The following is a 19561-nucleotide window of genomic DNA, read 5'->3' as shown; positions in this document are numbered from 1 at the left end:
TACCTCGCCGCTCCTCAGGCGATGGGCAGACGTGCGGAGACCAGCCAATGTCCGTCGACTTCTCCCGCGTTGAACTCGCCGCGCGCTCCGACCACGCGTTCAGCCATGCGTCCGAGACCCGTGCGGCTGGACGACAGCTCGCGCCGGGGTGTCGTCGGCAGCGGGCTGCGCAACGTGAGCGCGGCCGCATCGTCGTCGAGTTCCAGGCGCACGAGCACCTCCCCGGGGCCGGCGTACTTCAAGATGTTGGTCGCGGACTCCCGGACGATCCTCGCGAGGACGATCTCGGCAGCACGCGGGATGCGGTCGTCGCGCAGGTCGCCTTCGAGCCGGACCTCGTGGCCGGCGGACTCGAATTCCTGGCGAGCCTCGTCGATCGCGTCTGCGAGGTCACCCGTCTGCATCTCGGACGATCGGGGACCGTCGTCGGCGAGATCGATCACGAACCGGAGATCGGCCATCGCCTTTCGTGCGGCGACGCGGATCGCCTCACGGGAGTCGGTGCTCGTCGAAGGGTCTTCCAGCATCTGCACATGCAGCGCCACCACCGTGAGGTGGTGCGCGATGCTGTCGTGCAGCTCTCCGGCGATCCATCGTCGCTCGGCGAGCACGGCTTGACGTTCCTGTTCGGCGCTCTGCTCGAGTTCGCGCTCGAGGCGGCTGCCCCGAGCGAACGCGACGCGCAGAGCGAAGCCGACAGCGCCTGCCACGGCCGCGAAGATGAGGAACAAGCCCACGCTGACGTCGGCTTCCACGCCACTGCTGGCGACGAGCGCCGCAGCGACCAGGAATGCACCGGTGTAGGAGAGGATCAGGGACGTCCACCCCAGCCTCATGACGAGCCCTGCCGCAACGGCGGCGGCTGTCAGGACCAGTGCCTCGGTTCCGGTCAGAAAAGAGAGTGCGAACACGACGCCCAGGGCGCCTGTCGCGATGAGGGGATTCCAGAGATAGAGAGTGAAACTGGCGGTCGACGCGATGCTCACCAGGAGACCCAGCGGGTTTTCACCCGGGTTCGTGATGAGGGCGATGACGTCGAGAGCGACGGTGATGGAGACGATGACCAGGATGACGATGCGCTCAACTCTGCTGAGCTTCTCCCCGCGACCCAACCGGAGAGCATCCGTAGATCCTCTAATGGATTGGTCGAAGGCCATGGTTCACTATCTCCTATCCGCCAGGTACTCTAGCGGTAGAGACCGAAGAACTTACCAACCTGCTGCCAAAAAGGCATAACGTTCACCACCTTTTACTAGTCGTACGTCGAATGGGATACCCCATCTTCTCGACGATCTCGGGCGAGCACATCCGACCTGTAGCCACACCTTTTTGGCCAAAGGTCTACACCTCCACGGCCGTGAGCCGCCACCGTTAGGCTTCCCTCATGCCTGACATCCGCGTCCTCATCGTCGACGACGACCCCCTGGTCCGTTCGGCGCTGTCGCACTTCGTCTCTCGTGACCCGGAGATCAAGGTCATCGGACAGGCCGAAGACGGTCTCGAGGCCATCGCCACCGTGGAGCGGGAGCAGCCCGACGTCGTCATGATGGACGTGCAGATGCCCGAGATGAACGGGATCGAAGCCACCGGCGCCATCATCGAGCGGTGGCCGCACGTGCGGGTTCTCGCCGTGACCACGCTGGACGGGCGCGACACGGTGCTGCCGATGCTGAGCGCCGGTGCCTCCGGGTACCTGCTGAAGGACTCCAGCGCGGAGGAGATCGTGACGGGCGTGCGCGAGGTGCACAGCGGTCAGAGCTCGCTCTCGCCGCGGATCGCGTCGATGCTCATCAAGCACGTGCGCGAATCGGAGCCGCTCACGGGCGACGCGACGACGCTCGAGCCCCTCACCGACCGTGAGGCGGAGGTGCTCCAGTGCCTCGCGAAGGGCATGTCCAACGCGGAGATCGCCCGCGCGCTCATCGTGTCCGAGGGGACCGTGAAGGCCCACCTCGGTCGGATGATGTCGAAGTGGCATCTGCGGGACCGCGTGCAGATCCTGGTCGCCGCAGCGCATGCAGGGCTCGTGAACTTCCGCTGACGCCCGGTCACACTGCGAGCAGCACGATCCCGAGCACCACGACCAGCGAGGCCGCGATCCGCCACCACGGCCGCGATTCCCGCAGCACGATCACCCCGAACAGGCTCACCAGCACGACGCTCACCTCGCGCAGCGGAGCCACGAGCGCCACGGGCGCGATCTGGATGGCGGTCAGCACGAGGATGTACGACAGCGGCGACAGGATGCCGAAGACCAGGATGCGCCGCCAGTGCAGCCGGCCGAGCGCCCACACGGCATCCCAGCGCCGTCGCACGGCGAAGGAGTAGAACGGCACCTGCAACAGGGTGGTGCCCACCATGAACGCGACGGGCGAGAGGTTCCAGGAGCGCACGGCGTGCGCGTCCCAGATCGTGTAGACCGCGATCGCGACACCCGTAAGCAGCCCGAAGAGCAGGCCCGGGTCGATGCGACGCGACCCTGCTCCGCGACCGCGATCCACGAGGCCGATGGCCACGACTCCGACGATGACCGCCGCCACCCCGACCAGGGCGATGATCGAGGGACGCTCGCCGAGGAGCAGCACCGCCACGATCACCGAGAGGAACGGCCCGGTGCCGCGGGCGGTCGCGTACACCGTGGAGAGGTTGCCCTCGCGGTATCCGCGCTGCAGCACGACCATGTAGCCGACGTGCAGCGTCGCGGAGACGCCCACACCGAGGGCGAACGAGCCGAGATCGTCGGTACCGAGCCCACCGGTGAACGGGACGGCGCCGATCCACACCACGGTGCTGGAGACGGCGCCCCACCACAGGAAGGGGAACCCGGCACGGCTGACGCCGTGGGCGATCACGTTCCAGGCGGCGTGAGCGATGGCCGCCCCGAAGACGAGGGCGAAAGCGAGGGGGGACATGACGAGACCCTTCCGTTCGGCGCGGGCGCGACGAACAGGGTCCTCCGGGCTTTTGTCCTGTCAGATGACGGCCCTCCTGTGGAGGAGAGCCGTGGCGCCGCTCGGACCAGACGGGCGCGAACCCCGGAACCCTAGGCGCTATCGCGGTACACCCTAGCTGATCGTCGAGAACGCGAGATGAACAGGACGAGCGCGCCTGCGGCGGCCAGAGCGAGCGCCCAGCCGACGCCGGTGATCACCCCGCCGGTCGCCGCCAGCCAGGTCACATCGACGGATGCCGTGGCCGACGCGGTCACCGCGAGACCACCCGCCGACCCACGAACCGTCGCGACGTTCACGACCTCACCCGCGGCCACGTCGGCTGCGGTCAGGCGGTAGCGCACGGGCCCGCAGTCCGCGGTGCCTCCGGGGGCCAGATCGGCGATCTCGCAGTTGAGCGATCTACCCAGCAGCGGGTCGTCGATGACGACATCCGTCACGGTCCGTGCGCCGGTGTTCGTCACCGCGAACCGGAACGCCACGGTGTCTCCGGCGTCGATCCGGCTGTTCCGGTTCTCGTCTACGTACTCTCCCCCGGTCTTCGCCAGGGCGACGGCCGGCTGATTCTCCAACGGTGTGCGGATGGTCGACGCTGTCGACAGCGCTTCGGCGCCGGCACCGATCGCCGTGGCCGTCGCCGTGTTCACGATCTCGCCCGCGTCGATCTCCGCCTGGGTGAGCACGGCCGGCGGACCCGAGCAGACCGTCGCCTCGTCCGGCGCGAGGCGGGTGACGTCGCACGCGACGTCACCGTCGAGGCGCTCGTCGGCGACCGCGATGCCGGAGAGAGTCGTCGTCCCCGTGTTCGTCACGGCGAACGTGTAGGCGATGGTGTCACCGGCATCCGTCCGTCCCGTCCCGTTCGCATCCTCAACGACTGCGGCCGACTTCTGCAGGGTGAATCGGCCCGATCCGGAGACGATCACCTCGGCCGCCGCGGAGACCTCGGTCTCGCCGGCGGAGGACTTCGCCCGGACGTCAGCGACGTTGCGCACGATCCCCGCGTCGATATCGCTCTGCACGAGCGTGTACGACAGCGGGCCGCAGCTCGCCTCCGCTCTCGGAGCGAGCGCGAGACCGGCGAGCGCCGGGCAGTCGAGCGTTCCGCCGAGCAGCGGATCGTCGAGTACGAGGTCTCGGAGGATCGCCGTGCCCGTGTTCCGGATCGTGAAGCTGTATCCGACGGTGTCCCCCGCACCGATCATCCCGTCGTCGTCCACATCGACGATCGCGCCGGGGATCTTCGCGAGTTCGACCGCGCTCGTGGCATCGATTCCCACGATCACGGTCGCCTCGTCGTCCACGGCACCGAGCGGGCTGCGCCCGGCGGCCGTGGCCGTGTTCCGAACGACCTCGTTCTCGACATCCTCCTGACTGAGCGTGTACTCCACCGGACCGCATACGGCTTCGGCGTCCGGCGCCAGCTCGAGGCCTTCGAGGGCCGGGCAGTCGATGACGCCGCCGAGCAGCGGATCGTCGATCACGAGGTCCCGCAACGTCGTCGTGCCGACGTTGCGCACCGTGAACGCGAACGCGACGGTGTCGCCGGCCCCGACGGCGCCGTCGCGGGTCACGTCGTTCACGGTTCCTGCGGACTTGCGCGCCTCGATGCCCGCTGCGCCGACGACGCCGACATCGACCGCAGCCGAGTCGCCGACGGTCGTGCCGCCGGGCGCCTCGGCCCGCACCGACGCCTCATTGCGCACCTGACCCTCGTCGACGTCCCCTTGCGTGAGAGCGTACGGGACGGCGGCGCACGTGACGCCCGCGCCGGGAGCGAGCATGACCCCGTCGAGCGCGGGGCAGTCGACCGTTCCGCCGAGCATCGGATCGGAGAGCTCTGCGGCGCTCAGCGTCGTCGTCCCCGTGTTCGTCACCGTGAACGTGTAGGCGACCGTGTCACCTTCGCCGATCGCACCATCGCCGTCCGCATCGACCACGGCACTCGCGACCTTCGTGAGGCTGATGCCGTCGATTCCCGGGACGAGGACATCCGCAGTCGTGCTGTCGTCCACGGCACCGACCGTGGATGCGGCGGCGACGGTCGCCGCGTTCCGCACGGTGCCCGCATCGACATCCGCCTGGGTCAGCGCATACGGGACGGGCCCGCAGGTCACGGATGTCCCTGGCATCAGTTCGAGCCCCTCGAGCACCGGACAGTCGACCGCTCCGCCGAGCAGCGCGTCGTCGATCACGACGTCGCGGAGGATGACCGTTCCCGTGTTCTGCACCGTGAAGGTGTATCCGATCGTGTCTCCTGCGCCGGTCCGTCCGTCCGCGACCGTGTCGGTCACTGCCCCCGGCGTCTTGGTGAGCTCGAGGGTGCCGGTTCCGGCGAACTCCACCTCAGCCGATGCGTCCCCCTCCGCGCCACCGAGCACGCTGTCCGCGGACGCGGCCGCCGTGTTGCGGACGACTTTCGCCTCGATGTCCGCCTGCGTCAGGGTGTAGACGGCGGGGCCGCATCCGACGTCCTCCCCCGGGGCGATCTCCTCGGCGTCCAGCGCCGGACAGTCGAGCCGACCACCGAGGAGCGGGTCGTCGATCCGACCGTCGCGGAGAACGGTGGTGCCGGTGTTCTCGACCCTGAACGTGTACTCGATCGTGTCGCCTGCGCCCACCCGGCCGTCGCCGACCGTGTCGATCACCGTCGAGGCGGTCTTCGTCACGGCGAGTCCGCTCAGCCCGGTGACCTCGACTTCCGCCGTCGCCTCGTTCTCGACCTTCCCGAGGATGCTGTCCCCCGACACGGTCGCGGCGTTGCGCACGACCCTGTCCTCGACATCCGGCTGCGTCAGCTCGTAGCCGACCGGGCCGCACTCCGCCTGGGCGCCAGGGACCAGCTCGAGAAGATCCAGAGCGGGGCAGTCGAGCACTCCGCCGAGAAGCGGATCATCGATCGCGAGGTCGCGCAGCAGCGTCGTCCCGGTGTTGCGCACCGTGAAGGAGAACGCGACGGCGTCGCCGGCACCGATCCTGCCGTCGGCGTTCTCGTCGACGGGAGCACCGGGTGTCTTCGTCAATTCCACCGCGCTCGTCGCGTCGATGATCACGACGGCGGACGACTCGTCGGTCACCTGCCCCAGAGGGCTGGATGCCGCGACGACGGCCGTGTTGAGAACGCGTTCCTCCTCGATGTCGCTCTGAGTGAGGGTGTAGAGGAACGGACCGCACTCCTCCACGGCATCCGGCGCCAAGGCGCCCTGGTCGCAGAGCGTGCCGTCGCCGAGCAGCGGATCGATGATCTCAGCGCCCGTGAGCGTGGTCGTGCCGGTGTTGCGCACGGAGAAGGAGTACGCCACCGTGTCACCGGCTCCGACCAGCCCGTCGCCGTCGGCATCCTGGACGGCGCCTGCGGTCTTGATCAAGTCCAGGCCGGCCGTGCGATCGAGGTCGGCAGATGCCGCCGCCGCGTCGGTCACGTCGCCGGTCGGCGCGGACGCGGTGACGGATGCCGTGTTCGCCACCGCCCCTCCGTCGATGTCGGCCTGCACCAGCGTGTAAGCCACAGGGTCGCACGTGACGACCGCTCCCGGAGCGAACGCGGCGCCGACGAGGTCTGCACAGAGCACGGCGCCGCCGAGCATCGGATCGGTGATCCGCGCGCCGGAGAGCGTGGTCGTCCCGGTGTTCGTGACGGTGAACGTGTAGTCGATCTCGTCGCCCGCGTCCACCTGTCCGCTGGCGTTCGCGTCGACGATGACGCTCGGGGACTTGCTGAGGGCGATGCCGTTCACGGCCGGGATCGTCACGGTGGCCGATGCGGTGTCGGTCGAGCTGCCCCGTGCGGACTGCACGACCACCGATGCATCGTTGCGGATGGTGCCACGGTCCAGGTCCGACTGCGTCAGCGTGTACGCGACCGGGCCGCAGGCTGCCTCCCGCCCCGGCGCCAGCGGAGTGGTGAACCCGGGACAGGTGACGGCGCCACCCAGAAGCGGGTCGTCGAGCGCGGCGCCCGTGAGCGTGACGTCGCCGGTGTTCCTGATCGTGAACGCATAGGCGACCGTGTCACCGGCATCGACCCGTTCGTCGGCATCGATGTCGACCGGCGCGGATGCCGATTTCACGAGCTCGACGCGCGGTGTCCCGGTCACCGGCACGACGACCGTGGAGGCGTTGTCCTGCGGGCGGGGGTCGGACGTCGTGGAGGTCACCGTCGCCGTGTTCGACAGGGCGGTCTGCGCCGTAGCCGGATCGACCGTCCCCGTCACGCGAGCGGTGAGGCTGGCCCCGGCGGCGAGGGATGCGACCGTGCACTCGAGCGTGCCCGCGACGATCGTGCATCCCGGGGTGGACGTCGACGGTGTCAGCAGCGCGGTCGGCAGCACGTCGCCGACCCGCACGGCGGAGGCGGCGCTCGGGCCCGCGTTGGTGACCACGATCGTGTAGTCGAGGGGCCCGTTCATCGACGCAGGGGTCGCCGACGCCGTCTTGACGATCGAGAGGTCCGCCGTCGGCGTCGCGACGACCGTCGCGGAGCCCACGTTGTTCGACGCACGCGGATCCGGCGTCTGCGACGTCGCGGTCGCCGTGTTCGTGAGTGTTCCCTCGCCGACGACATCCGCCGTCACGGTCAGGGTCGCGGACGCGCCGGGCATCAGCATCCCGACTGTCCAGAGGGCATCGCCTGCGGACCAGGATCCCGTCGAGGGAACAGCCGAGGCGAGCGTCAGTCCGGGCGGAAGCGTCTCGGCGACCACCACGTCGGCGGCGGCCGACGGGCCGTCGTTGCGCACGCTGACGACGAAGACCGCCTGACCGCCCCGGGGGACGGTCGGCGTGGACGACGTCTTGCCGACGACCACATCGGCGCTCGGCGCGAGACGACGCTCGTCGGTGGAGACGTCATCGGAGCTGTCCGGGTCGAACGTCGCCGAACCGACCGTGGCGGTGTTGCTGACCGCTCCCGTCTGTCCCACCGCCCAGGTCCCCGACACGGTGACCGTTGCTGAGCCTCCTGGCGCGAGGTCGCCGAAGCCACAGGTCAGAGTACCGACCGTGAGGGTGCAGTCGCCCTCGCTCCCGGCGAACGTGAATCCGACGGGCAGCACGTCGGTCACCGTCACGCCCCGAGCAGTAGACGGGCCGTCATTCGCGACGGCGATCCTGTAGTCGAAGGACGAACCGGGAACAGGCGTGGCGGCGGCGGACTTCTGCACACGGACATCAGCGCTCTGCGTGACCTCGACCCGGGCGGAGTCCGCGTTGTTCGTCGCGTCCGGGTCCTGCGACGGCGAGACCACCGAGGCGGTGTTGATGAGCGTGCCGGCCGGCGCGTCGGCGGCGACCGCGGCGTGCACGACGACGGTCGACGGTCCGCCGACCGGGAACGTCGCCCAGAGGCAGCGGAGGGACTCGTCGCTGAACGTGCAGTCCGCGCCGGCCGGCGCATCGACGCCGGTGACCCTGAGACCGCTCGGAAGGGTGTCGTCGAGAGTCACCCCGACCGCATCCGCCGACCCGAGGTTGCTCACGGCGATCTCGAAGTCCAGGGCGTCACCGGCCGCGACCTCGGCGGCGGATGCCGTCTTCTGCACCGACAGATCCGCGATGATGGTCGGCTGGAAGCCGACCGAGGCGACGTTGTCGCTCGGATCGGCCTCGCTCGTGCTCGACGTGATGCTCGCGGAGTTCTGCACGACGGCACTCGTGCCTGGGGCGACCCGCACCTCGATGGTCGTCACGACGGTCGCCCCGGGTGCGAGAGTGCCGAGTTCGCAGTCGAGCACGCCGTTCGCCATCGCGCAGGTGCCCTGCTGCGGCGTCGCGGCGATGAACACCTCGCCGGGGTCGAGCGGATCGGTGAGACGGACATCGCGAGCCTCCGAGGGGCCCGTGTTCCGAGCGGTCACGGTGTACGTCAGGTTCCGACCGGCGACGGGCGATGCCGGACTGAAGGTCTTCTGGACGGAGAGATCGGTGACCGTGGTAACCGTCCCCGAGGCGGACGCGGTGTTGTCCGCGAGGTCGGGGTCGGTACGTGATCCGACGACCGACGCGGTGTTCGTCAACGCCGCGCCGGGGTCCACGCCCGGTGCCACCATGCCCGTGACCATGACCGACGCGCTCTCGCCGACGGCGAGATCGGGCAGCGCGCAGCTGATGGTCGTACTCAGCGTGCAGGAGCCGCGGGTGGGTGCGGCCGTGGCGTTCAGCAGACCGGCCGGGATCGCATCCGTCACCGTCACTCCCGTCGCCGTCTGAGGACCATCGTTGGTCACGTCGATCGTGAACGTCGCGGGCAGCCCGGCGACCAGCGGATCGGTGTCGAGCGTCTTCGTGATCGCGAGGTCGGCGGCGGCGGCCACCACGGTCCGCGCTTCCTCACTCGTCGACGTGCGGTCCAGGTTCGGGACCGCCACCGTGTCGCGATACGCCACCCGAGCCTCATTCACGATGGTGCTCGCCGCAGCCGATGCCGTCACCTTCACCTCGAAGGAGTAGCTGGTGCTGGTGCCGACCGCGAGAGAGCCGCCGGCCGATGACGTGGCGCCGCCGCCGAGGCGCACACGCACGGTGCGATCGCCCGCGGAGTACTCGGCCCGATCGTCGGCTGCCGCGTCGGTCTGCGGGCCGACGCCGGGCCCGGTGATGATGCGCATCGAACCGGTGACGAGATCCACATCGGCGGGAAGCGCGTCGGTGGAGACCGTCTGCAGCGCCGGGTTTCCGCCGTCGTTCCGGGTGGCCACGGTGTAGCGGAGCACGTCTCCGACCTGTGTGCCGGTCCCGCCGCGCGTGACGTTGGTGACCGATTTCGTCGTGATCAGGCAGGGCCCGGTGCCGAAGGCGATGTCATCGAGCAGGTTGCCGACCGAGGGGTTGCCGCCGGCAGAGCTGACCGCTTCGAATCCGAACCGTGTCACGGTCTGACCCGCCGGGACCACATAGGTGCCCGCATGCGATCCCCACGCCCCGGAACCGTCGGAGAGGTTCGGCCCGTTCTGCGTCAGGACGCCACCGGGCGCACCGATCACGACGCGCATGACGTCGGTGCCGTTGCGCCCCCGGTGCTTGAGCGACCACCCGAAGGTCTGTCCCGGCGACGTGGCGATGTCCTGATAGAGCAGGCTCGCCGTGTTGGCGTTCAGCTCCACGAATTGCCGGCCCTCGGCGGCAGGGACGCCCTGGAAGCCGCCGCCCCAGAATTCGATCTGGTTCCGACTGTCATTCGTGAACCACCCGGGCACAGCGTCCTCGGCGACGAGCCGGAACGTCGAGGCGGGCACAGCCGGCGTTTCGAAGCCGCCGTTCACGAGCGCGACCGTCCCCTGGCAGCTGGTCGGGTTCTGCGCGGCGTCCGCCGAGGTCGGCGCGATGCCGACCGCGGCTGACGTCAGGCCGGCCGCGACCAGCAGGGTCGCCGACGCAACGGCCACGAGTCGCCGGATGCGTGAGGTGGCGTGTTCGGGCACGTCGTTCTCCTTGAATCTCGTCAAGGAAGGCCCGAGCGCGCAGCGGACGGACTCCCCCCTGAGCGGAGCGTATCCAAGCGCCAGCGCCAAAGCATCATATTGGTTGGCGGGCGACGATCGCGGCTCCACCTACGATCGAAGGACACGCTTTTCTGCAGGAAGGTCGCCATGCCCGTCACCCCGGATGCACTCGCCCACGCCGAGGATCTCGCCGACTTCGTCGGCGCCTCGCCGTCGAGCTATCACGCGGCGGCCGAGGTCGCGCGGCGTCTGGAGAGGGCTGGTTTCACCCGTCTGCAGGAGGACGAGGCGTGGCCCGCGCAGGCCGGCGGACGCTTCGTCGTGGTCCGCGACGGCGCCACGATCGCGTGGGTGGTGCCGACGGATGCCGCGGCGACGACCCCCGCGCACGTCTTCGGAGCCCACACCGACTCCCCCGGCTTCAAGCTGAAGCCCCAGCCGACGACCGGCACCCGCGGCTGGCTGCAGGCCGCCGTCGAGGTGTACGGCGGCCCGCTGCTGAACTCGTGGCTCGACCGCGAACTGCGCCTCGCCGGCCGACTCGCCCTCGCGGACGGCCGCGTGGTGCTGGCCGAGACCGGCGCCCTGCTGCGGCTCCCGCAGCTGGCCATCCACCTCGACCGCGGCGTCAACAACGGTCTGGCGCTCGACAAGCAGAACGAGACGCAGCCCGTCTGGGGTCTCGGCGACCCGACCCAGGCCGACATCCTCGCCGAGCTCGCCGAGTCCGTCGAGGTGTCGGCATCCGACATCCGCGGCTACGACGTCGTGCTCGCCGACACCGCGCGCGGCGCCGTCTTCGGCAAGGACGACGAGTTCTTCGCCTCCGGACGGCTCGACGATCTCGCCTCCGTGCACGCCGGTGTCGTCGCTCTCACCGAGATCGCCGACCGCACCCGCACCAAGGCACCGATCGCGGTGCTCGCCGCGTTCGACCACGAAGAGCTCGGCTCGGCATCCCGGTCGGGAGCCGCCGGCCCGTTCCTCGAGGACGTGCTCGAGCGCCTCTACGCGGGCCTCGGCGCGGATGCCTCCGAGCGCCGTCGCGCCTTCGCATCGTCGTGGTGCCTCTCGAGCGACGTCGGCCACTCCGTGCACCCGAACTACGTCGCGAAGCACGACCCGGTCGTGCAGCCCGTGCTCGGGTCTGGCCCGATCCTCAAGCTCAACGCGAACCAGCGCTACGCGACGGATGCCGTCGGCACCGCAGCCTGGCTGGCATGGTGCGAGCGGGTCGGCGTCCAATCGCAGGCATTCGTGTCGAACAACTCCGTGCCGTGCGGCTCGACCATCGGTCCGATCACAGCCGCACGCCTCGGCATCCGCACGGTCGACGTCGGCATCCCGATCCTGTCGATGCACTCGGCGCGGGAACTCGCCGGGGTCTCCGACCTCTACGACCTCACCCGCACCGCGGAGTCGTTCTTCACGGCCTGACCCGATTGCCGCCCTGCGGCGCCCGCGCAGTGCCAAGATGTTGCTCATGACGGACATCAAGCCTGCTCTCATCGAGCGCGCGGGCATCGAGATCATCCCCGAGTCCGAGCGGACCGCGAAGCCACGGGACCTCTTCTGGCCGTGGTTCGCGGCGAACGTGTCGGTCTTCGGCATGTCGTACGGATCGTTCGTCCTGGGCTTCGGCATCTCCTTCTGGCAGGCGACGCTCGTGTCGATCATCGGCATCGTGGTGTCGTTCCTGCTGTGCGGACTCATCGCGATCGCGGGCAAACGCGGCTCGGCCCCGACCATGGTGCTCTCCCGCGCCGCTTTCGGCGTGCAAGGTCAGAAGGTGCCCGGCATCATCTCGTGGCTGACCTCGATCGGCTGGGAGACCTTCCTCGCGATCCTCGCCGTGCTCGCCACCGCGACGATCATCACGCAGCTCGGCGGCGACGGCGACAGCATCGCGCTGAAGATCATCGCGACCATGATCGTGGCGGCGCTCATCGTCGTGGCATCCGTTCTCGGGTACCACACGATCATGAAGCTGCAGTCGGTGCTCACCTGGATCACCGGGGTCGTGACGGTGCTGTACATCATCCTCGCGGCGCCCAGCATCGACCTCGCCGCCGTCATGGCGCGGCCGGCCGGCGGCATCGGCCAGGTCATCGGCGCCCTCGTCATGGTGATGACCGGCTTCGGCCTCGGCTGGATCAACATCGCAGCCGACTGGTCGCGGTACCAGAAGCGCACGGCATCCGACGGGGCGATCGTCGCGTGGAACACGATCGGCGGCTCCGTGGCGCCCGTGATCCTGGTGGTGTTCGGCCTGCTGCTCGGCGGATCCGACGAAGACCTCATGAACGCGATCGCCGCGGATCCGATCGGCGCTCTCGCGTCGATCCTCCCGACGTGGGTGCTCGTGCCGTTCCTGCTCACGGCCGTGCTCGCACTCGTGTCGGGCGCGGTGCTGGGCATCTACTCCTCCGGGCTGACGCTGCTCAGCCTCGGCATCCGCATCCCACGCCCGTCCGCAGCGGCGATCGACGGTGTGATCCTCACGATCGGCACGATCTTCGTGGTGTTCTTCGCGACCGACTTCCTCGGACCGTTCCAGAGCTTCCTCATCACGCTCGGCGTGCCGCTCGCGTCGTGGGCCGGCATCCTGATCGCCGACATCCTGCGGCGGAAGAAGGACTACGACGACGACGCGCTGTTCGACAGCAGCGGACGCTACGGCGCCTGGGACTGGACCTCGATCGGCACCATGATCGTCGCCAGCGTGATCGGCTGGGGCTTCGTGATCAACAACTTCGCCGCCGACGCCCCGTGGAACAACTGGCAGGGCTACCTGCTGTTCCTGATCGGCGGCAAAGAGGGCGACTGGGCGTACGCGAACCTCGGCGTCTTCTTCGCCCTGGTGCTGTCGTTCGTCGTGACGTACTTCGCCCGGGCGGCGAAGATCCGGCGGCAGGAAGAGGTATGAGCGACCCGGTCGTTGAGCGAGGAGCGCAGCGACGAGACGAAACGCCGACCACCTGGCTGGTCGTGATCGACCCGCAGGCGATCTTCGCCTCGCCCGACTCCGCGTGGGGATCGCCGTTCTTCGCCGACGCGATGCCGCGCATCCGCGCCCTGGCCGAGTCCTTCGGCGAGCGCGTCATCGTGACGCGATGGATGCCGACGGCCGACCGCGAAACGTCGTGGGGCGCGTACTTCGCCGCGTGGCCGTTCGCCGACCAGCCGCCGACGGATCCGCTGTACGACCTGGTTCCTGAGGCGGCCGGGCTGTCGCCGCATCCGACCCTGGATCTGCCGACGTTCGGAAAGTGGGGACCCGAGATCGAGGCTCTCCTCGGCCGCGGAGCGCACGTCGTGTTGGCCGGGGTCTCGACCGACTGCTGCGTGATCTCGACGGCACTGGCGGCGGCGGATGCCGGAGCACACATCACCGTCGCCGCCGATGCCTGCGCGGGTTCGACGGCCGAGAACCACGCCGCCGCGCTCCAGGTGATGGGGCTCTACCCGCCGCAGATCACCGTGAGCGACACGGCATCCGTCCTCGCCGGGCGTTAGCCCGACGCCCGCACGGCCGCCGCGATGTCGGCGGGCGATCCCTGCCAGGGCGCGCCGTGCCCGGGCAGCACCCACGACGCCGACACCGTCGCGAGGCGGTCGAGCGACGCGATCGCGGTCTCGGGCTCATCCGTGAAGGGCGCGGGCTGCGCGCCGACCTTGCCGGTGAGCACGTGGCGCGTGGTGAGGGCGTCTCCTACGAAGACCGCGTCGGCGACCGGCACGTGCACGCCGATGCTCCCGGGCGAGTGCCCCGGCATCCCGATGATGACCGGCGCGCCCGGCAGGTCGAGCACGTCTCCGTCGCCGACCTCGACGACCTCCGCGACGTGATGCGTGCGCAGCGCGTTCTTGCGGATGCCGTAGGCGAAGAAGCCGAGCGTCGCGCCGAGGCGTGCGGGGCCCATCGGCGTCTTGGGCTTCTCTCCGGTACGCACCCGGTGGGCGTCGGCCGCGTGGATGAACACGGGCACTCCCGTCTCTCGACGCAGCTGCTCGGCGAATCCGATGTGGTCGCCGTCGCCGTGGGTCAGCACGAGGCCCTTGATGTCGGACAGCGGACGCCCGATCGCCTCGAGCTCGCGCTGCAGATCGTTCCAGTGGCCGGGAAGCCCCGCGTCGATCAGGGTGATCCCCTCGGGCAGGTCGATGAGGTACGAGGCGACGATGTCGTTGCCGAGTCGGTGCACGTGCGGGGCGAGTTTCACGGGGATTCCTTCCGAAGAGGTTTGCAATGGCTACGTTACGTAGCTATCATAGCTATTGTCAATAGCCTTCAAGGAGTCCGCATGCCGACACCCGACCGCACCTCGCTCGCCCAGATCATCGCCGCAGGCCGCGAGCTCCTCGACGCCGCAGGCCCTGCCGGGGTCACCATGCAGGCCGTGGCCGCTCGCGTGGGCGTGCGTGCCCCTTCGCTCTACAAGCGCGTGCGCGACCGCGACGCCCTCCTCTCCTCCATCGCCGAATCCGCGATCGACGACCTCACCGTGCGTCTGGATGCCGCGGATGCCGACCTCAGCGACATCGCCCGCGCGTACCGGGCCTTCGCGCAGCAGCATCCGGAGGCGTTCCGCCTGATGTTCAGCGCGGCAGCACCGCTCGCCGCCCTGCAACGCTCGTCGGTACCGGTGATCCGGGCATCCGCCGCTCTCGTCGGAGACGATGACGCCCTCGACGCCGCGCGCCTCTTCACCGCCTGGGCGACGGGTTTCCTGCAGATGGAGCTCTCCGGCGCCTTCCGCCTCGGCGGCGACGTCGACCGCGCCTTCGACTACGGTCTGCGCCGGCTCACCGCGGGGCTCGCCTCCTGACTCAGGCTCTGACTCACGGCCGGTTCTGTCGCGACGCGAACCGGAATACTGGCACACTGAGGCGCAGGGAGGGGTTCCGATGAGCAGTGGCGCGCACGCCGAAGAGTCCGAGCATTCGAAGAAGGCCCGCAGGCCATGGCACCGCACGAAGATCGTCGTCGGGATCATCGTCGCCGTCGTCGCCGTGGTCGCGATCATCGGCTCGATCAGCCCCTGGCCCTCGGCGATGATCATCCGCTCGGTGTTCACCAAGGGCGGCGATGAGACGGCAGCGGAGATGGACAAGCACGTCCCCGACACGAAGCTCACCGAGACGCTCGACGTGTCGTACGGCGATGCCGGTGCCGACACGACCATGGACGTGTTCCGCCCGGCATCCGCCACCGGACCCCTTCCCACGGTCGTCTGGATCCACGGCGGCGCCTGGATCTCGGGATCGAAGGAGAACGTCGATCCGTACCTGCGCATCCTCGCCGCCGAGGGGTACACCACGATCGCCGTGAACTACACGATCGGCCCGGAGGGCGTGTATCCGCTCGCGGTGCACCAGCTCAACGACGCTCTCGCGTACATCGACGAGAATGCGGAGGAGCTCGGCGTCGACCCGCAGCAGATCGTGCTCGCCGGCGATTCGGCCGGCGGTCAGCTCGCCAGCCAGATGGCCACCCTCATCACGAGCACCGACTATGCGGAGATCATGGGCATCGCACCGTCGCTGACGGCCGACCAGCTCGCGGCGACCGTGCTGAACTGCGGCGTGTACGACCTCTCGGCGTTGGCCGAGCTCGACGGCATCGCCGGCTGGGGCTTCAAGTCGGCCATGTGGGCGTACTCGGGCACGCGAACCTGGGCCGAGGACTCCACCGGCGCGACGATGTCGACCGTGGACTGGGTGACGAAGGACTTCCCGGCCACCTACATCTCCGGCGGCAACGACGACGGCCTCACCTGGCTGCAGTCGATCCCGATGGCGAAGCGCCTCGAGGAACTCGGAGTCGACGTGACCACGCAGTTCTGGCCGGCCCCGCACGAGCCGGCCCTCCCCCACGAGTACCAGTTCCACCTCGACATGCCCGACGCGCAGACGGCGCTCAAGAAGACGATCGCTTTCCTCGCCGCGCACACCACGCGCTGACGCGAACCAAGAGCGCGGCCTACTTCATCGTGTCGAGGATGCCGACCAGGTCGTCGAAGGTCGTGAGCGGGTTCAGGATCGCGAAGCGCGTGTTCGGACGGCCCTGGTGCGAGCTCGGCACCACGAACGCCCGCTGCGAGTCGAGCAGCGCGGCCGACCAGCGGTCGTAGTCCGCCCGCTCCCAGCCCTCGCGCTCGAACACCACGACCGACAGCTGCGGGTCGCGCACCAGCCGCAGCTCCGGCCGCCGCGCGATCTCGTCGGCGATCCGCTTCGTCAGCGCGATCGTGCTGCTCACGGCATCCCGGTAGGCGGCGACGCCGTAGGTCGCGAGCGAGAACCACATCGGCAGTCCGCGCGGACGCCGCGTGAGCTGGATCGAGTAGTCCGAGGGGCTGAACTCGTCGACGTCCGTGAGGATGTCGAGGTACTCCGCATGCTGCGTGTGGGCTCGGCGGCCGTTGTCGGGATCGCGGTAGATGAGCGCGCAGCAGTCGAAGGGTGCGAACAGCCACTTGTGCGGGTCGACGATCACCGAATCGGCCCGCTCGACACCCGCGAAGATGTGCCGCGACTCCGGAGCCAGCATCGCGGTGAGCCCGTAAGCGCCGTCGATGTGCAGCCAGAAGTCGAACTCGTCCTTGAGCGCCGCGATGCCCGCGATGTCGTCGACGATGCCGAAGTTCGTCGATCCGCCGGTCGCGACGACCGCGCAGATCTCGTCGCCGTGCGCCGCGAGCGCCTCGCGCACGGCATCCGCCCGCAGGACGCCGTCGTCGCCGGCCGGCACCAGGATCACGTCGGCATTCATCACGCGCGCGGCGGACTTGTTCGAGGAGTGCGCCTCGACGCTGCACACGATCTTCCAGCGCGTCGGCAACTCCCGGCCCGCCGTGATCAGACGCGCTTTCGCCGCCTCGCGTGCGGCGACGAGCGCCGAGAGGTTGCCGATCGTGCCGCCCTGCACGAACACGCCTCCGGCAGTGTCGGGCAGCCCGAACTCGGCGGCGAGGAACGACAGCACCTCGTTCTCGGCGTGCACCGCCCCGGCACCTTCGAGCCAGCTGCCGCCATACAGACCGGATGCCGACACGACGAGGTCGAACGCGATCGCCGCCATGGTCGGAGCCGTCGGGATGAACGACAGGTACAGCGGGTGGCTCGTCGTCAGACAGGCCGGGGCGAGCACATGCTCGAACAGGCTCAGCGCGCGCGAGGCGCCGAGTCCGGCATCCGTGATGGTCGCGCCGATCAGCCGGTTGAGCTCGGCCTCGGTCTGCGGCTTGTCGAGCGGCACATCGGTCGCCAGCATCCGCCGCCGGGAGTAGTCGAGCACGGCATCGACGATCGCGGTGGATTCGGGCGAGGGGGCGTGCATCCGGTCGGCGCTCATGGGCGGTCCTCACTGGTCGGAGTGGCGGAAGATTCGGCCGCCGTGGCGGAAGATTCGCCAGCCGAGGCGGAAGGGCGGTCGAGCACGGCGGCGACCGTGCGGCGGGCGAGGCCCGCGCGGTCGCGGGGCGCCCACTTGACGAGCGAATGCGCGCTCATCCCGTCGACCATGGCGAGCAGCATCCAGGCGGCGAACGGCGGATCGGCCGAATCGTCGGGGTCGGCGGACGCCGCACCCGCGATGACCTCTTCCAGGCGGCTCTGCCACGCGTCCATCTCGGCGCGCACGCGTTCGCCCAGCGGCTCGTTGCGCACGCCGAGCGACCACGCCTGCACCCAGATGAGGGCGACGTCTTCGCGGGAGTCGTCGAGCAGCGTCTCGACCAGCCGCTGCAGGCTGACCCGCAGGCCGCCGGCGGGCGAGAACGCGTCGAGCACCTCGTCGCGCTCGGCGGCGACGATCGCGCCGAAGACCTCGGCGACGAAGGCGTCCATGACCGGGCGGTAGTGCGCGACGAGGGCCGGCGTCACGCCGACGTGGGCGGCGACGGCGCGCACCGTGAGAGTGTCGAGGCCGCTCTCGAGGGCGAGCTCCGCGGCGCCCTCGACGATCGAGCGTTCACGCTCTTCGGGGGGCAGCCGCCGCGCTGCGGGTGCTCTTGACGTCGTGTTCATCACGGGCTACCGTAGCACCCGTTGATCACGTGTTCAATAGCATCGACGCTGGGGACACGATCACGAAGCGAGGAGATCACCATGAGCTGGCGCATGCCCGCCGAGACCGCACGCCACGACCGCACCTGGATGGCGTTCCCCGCTGAGGGCGTGACCCTGGGCGAATCCGCCACCGAGCGCGAGGAGGGCTACGCGACCTGGACGGCCGTCGCGCACGCCGTCGCCGAGTTCGAGCCCGTCTCGATGCTCGTCGATCCGAGCGAGATCTCGCGCGCCCGGCGCATGCTCTCCGGTGGCATCGAGCTCGTCGAAGCACCGGTCGACGAGTTCTGGATGCGCGACTCGGGGCCGACCTTCGTCGTCGACGACGAGCGGCCCGGGGTGCTCGGCGCCGTCGACTGGATCTTCAACGGCTGGGGCGCGCCCGAATGGGCCGAGTGGCAGAAGGCCGCTCAGCACGCACGCATCGTCGCCGGCGCCGTCGGGGCAGAGCTCGTCAGCTCGGTGCTCGTGAACGAGGGCGGCGGCATCCACGTCGATGGCGAGGGCACGGTGCTGCTCACCGAGACCGTGCAGCTCGACCCGCGGCGCAACCCGTTCGCCGACAAAGCGCGTGTCGAGGCCGAGATGCTCCGCACGATCGGCGCGACGAAGGCCGTCTGGCTCCCCCGCGGCCTCACCCGCGACTACGACGACTTCGGCACGAACGGCCACGTCGACATCGTCGCGACCCTCGCCTCCCCTGGACGTCTCCTGCTGCACGACCAGCAGGACCCGGACCACCCCGATCACGCCGTCTCGCGCGAGCTGCGGGCGCACCTCGCGGAGCAGACGGATGCCGCGGGACGCCGCTTCGAGATCATCGACCTGCCGGCGCCGGCGACGCTCCGCGACGCGGAGGGCTTCGTCGACTGGAGCTACGTCAATCACCTCGTCACGAACGACGGCGTCGTCGCCTGCGGCTTCGGCGATGAGAAGGCGGATGCCGCGGCGCGCGAGATCCTCGCCGACGCGTACCCGGGGCGCCGGGTCGTGACCGTCGACGCCCGCCCGCTGTTCGACCGCGGCGGCGGCATCCACTGCATCACCCAGCAGCAGCCCGCGCTGGCCTGACCGACCCCGGTCGTTGAGCGAGGAGCG

At 69.6% G+C, this 19561-nt stretch carries 13 protein-coding genes; 7 read left to right on the top strand and 6 right to left on the bottom strand.

The window, feature by feature from the left end; genetic code table 11:
* Positions 1 to 14 precede the first annotated feature (14 nt).
* Positions 15 to 1157, bottom strand: coding sequence for a sensor histidine kinase (locus RS85_RS10110; RefSeq protein ID WP_046013335.1), 1143 nt, complete (start codon positions 1155 to 1157; stop codon positions 15 to 17).
* Between the two features lie 227 nt (positions 1158 to 1384).
* Here RS85_RS10110 and RS85_RS10105 point away from each other — a divergent pair, with 227 nt between their 5' ends.
* Positions 1385 to 2041, top strand: a complete 657-nt coding sequence (locus tag RS85_RS10105) for a response regulator (RefSeq protein ID WP_046013334.1) — start codon at positions 1385 to 1387, stop codon at positions 2039 to 2041.
* A gap of 7 nt (positions 2042 to 2048) precedes the next feature.
* On the opposite strand, the gene RS85_RS10100 is transcribed toward RS85_RS10105, so the two are convergent.
* The gene (locus RS85_RS10100; RefSeq protein WP_046013333.1) at positions 2049 to 2912 is read right to left on the bottom strand and encodes an EamA family transporter; all 864 of its coding nucleotides are present in this window, start codon (positions 2910 to 2912) and stop codon (positions 2049 to 2051) included.
* A gap of 131 nt (positions 2913 to 3043) precedes the next feature.
* Positions 3044 to 10369, bottom strand: coding sequence for a DUF11 domain-containing protein (locus RS85_RS10095; protein WP_046013332.1), 7326 nt, complete (start codon positions 10367 to 10369; stop codon positions 3044 to 3046).
* Between the two features lie 168 nt (positions 10370 to 10537).
* Between RS85_RS10095 and RS85_RS10090 the strand changes: the two genes are divergently transcribed.
* From RS85_RS10090 to RS85_RS10080, 3 genes are read left to right on the top strand one after another with little or no spacing between them, the layout of a single operon-like run.
* Positions 10538 to 11827: a M18 family aminopeptidase gene (locus RS85_RS10090; RefSeq protein WP_046013331.1), complete on the top strand. Its 1290-nt coding sequence runs from the start codon at positions 10538 to 10540 to the stop codon at positions 11825 to 11827.
* A 46-nt stretch (positions 11828 to 11873) separates the two neighbouring features.
* A complete protein-coding gene (locus tag RS85_RS10085) occupies positions 11874 to 13316 on the top strand; it encodes a purine-cytosine permease family protein (RefSeq protein ID WP_046013507.1) in 1443 nt (480 codons plus the stop codon).
* Positions 13313 to 13906, top strand: a complete 594-nt coding sequence (locus RS85_RS10080) for a cysteine hydrolase family protein (protein ID WP_046013330.1) — start codon at positions 13313 to 13315, stop codon at positions 13904 to 13906. Before RS85_RS10085 ends, RS85_RS10080 begins: the two co-directional genes overlap by 4 nt.
* Here RS85_RS10080 and RS85_RS10075 read toward each other — a convergent pair.
* The gene (locus RS85_RS10075) at positions 13903 to 14613 is read right to left on the bottom strand and encodes an MBL fold metallo-hydrolase (RefSeq protein WP_046013329.1); all 711 of its coding nucleotides are present in this window, start codon (positions 14611 to 14613) and stop codon (positions 13903 to 13905) included. The genes RS85_RS10080 and RS85_RS10075 overlap by 4 nt on opposite strands.
* 81 nt (positions 14614 to 14694) lie before the next feature.
* Between RS85_RS10075 and RS85_RS10070 the strand changes: the two genes are divergently transcribed.
* Positions 14695 to 15219 carry a TetR/AcrR family transcriptional regulator gene (locus RS85_RS10070; RefSeq protein ID WP_046013328.1) on the top strand — a complete coding sequence of 175 codons (525 nt, stop codon included), beginning with the start codon at positions 14695 to 14697 and terminating at the stop codon, positions 15217 to 15219.
* Between the two features lie 79 nt (positions 15220 to 15298).
* Complete coding sequence (locus RS85_RS10065) at positions 15299 to 16354, top strand: alpha/beta hydrolase (RefSeq protein ID WP_046013327.1); 1056 nt, start codon at positions 15299 to 15301, stop codon at positions 16352 to 16354.
* Between the two features lie 19 nt (positions 16355 to 16373).
* On the opposite strand, the gene RS85_RS10060 is transcribed toward RS85_RS10065, so the two are convergent.
* Positions 16374 to 17747, bottom strand: coding sequence for a pyridoxal phosphate-dependent decarboxylase family protein (locus RS85_RS10060; RefSeq protein ID WP_046013326.1), 1374 nt, complete (start codon positions 17745 to 17747; stop codon positions 16374 to 16376).
* Positions 17744 to 18421, bottom strand: coding sequence for a TetR/AcrR family transcriptional regulator (locus RS85_RS10055; protein ID WP_052703522.1), 678 nt, complete (start codon positions 18419 to 18421; stop codon positions 17744 to 17746). The genes RS85_RS10060 and RS85_RS10055 overlap by 4 nt, the downstream gene beginning before the upstream one ends.
* A gap of 81 nt (positions 18422 to 18502) precedes the next feature.
* Between RS85_RS10055 and RS85_RS10050 the strand changes: the two genes are divergently transcribed.
* Entirely contained in the window at positions 18503 to 19534 is a 1032-nt protein-coding gene (locus RS85_RS10050; protein ID WP_046013325.1) for an agmatine deiminase family protein, read from the top strand.
* Positions 19535 to 19561 lie beyond the last annotated feature (27 nt).

The sequence above is a fragment of the Microbacterium sp. SA39 genome (assembly GCF_000967865.1).
Taxonomy (GTDB): Bacteria; Actinomycetota; Actinomycetes; order Actinomycetales; family Microbacteriaceae; genus Microbacterium.
This window is presented reverse-complemented; position numbering and strand designations above follow the sequence as displayed.

What these genes read in the sequence shown, in the direction of transcription:
- RS85_RS10110 (WP_046013335.1), bottom strand. Translation starts at nt 1,157, where the DNA reads ATGGCCTTCGACCAATCCATTAGAGGATCTACGGATGCTCTCCGGTTG.
- RS85_RS10105 (WP_046013334.1), top strand. Translation starts at nt 1,385, where the DNA reads ATGCCTGACATCCGCGTCCTCATCGTCGACGACGACCCCCTGGTCCGT.
- RS85_RS10100 (WP_046013333.1), bottom strand. Translation starts at nt 2,912, where the DNA reads ATGTCCCCCCTCGCTTTCGCCCTCGTCTTCGGGGCGGCCATCGCTCAC.
- RS85_RS10090 (WP_046013331.1), top strand. Translation starts at nt 10,538, where the DNA reads ATGCCCGTCACCCCGGATGCACTCGCCCACGCCGAGGATCTCGCCGAC.
- RS85_RS10085 (WP_046013507.1), top strand. Translation starts at nt 11,874, where the DNA reads ATGACGGACATCAAGCCTGCTCTCATCGAGCGCGCGGGCATCGAGATC.
- RS85_RS10080 (WP_046013330.1), top strand. Translation starts at nt 13,313, where the DNA reads ATGAGCGACCCGGTCGTTGAGCGAGGAGCGCAGCGACGAGACGAAACG.
- RS85_RS10070 (WP_046013328.1), top strand. Translation starts at nt 14,695, where the DNA reads ATGCCGACACCCGACCGCACCTCGCTCGCCCAGATCATCGCCGCAGGC.
- RS85_RS10065 (WP_046013327.1), top strand. Translation starts at nt 15,299, where the DNA reads ATGAGCAGTGGCGCGCACGCCGAAGAGTCCGAGCATTCGAAGAAGGCC.
- RS85_RS10060 (WP_046013326.1), bottom strand. Translation starts at nt 17,747, where the DNA reads ATGAGCGCCGACCGGATGCACGCCCCCTCGCCCGAATCCACCGCGATC.
- RS85_RS10055 (WP_052703522.1), bottom strand. Translation starts at nt 18,421, where the DNA reads ATGAACACGACGTCAAGAGCACCCGCAGCGCGGCGGCTGCCCCCCGAA.
- RS85_RS10050 (WP_046013325.1), top strand. Translation starts at nt 18,503, where the DNA reads ATGAGCTGGCGCATGCCCGCCGAGACCGCACGCCACGACCGCACCTGG.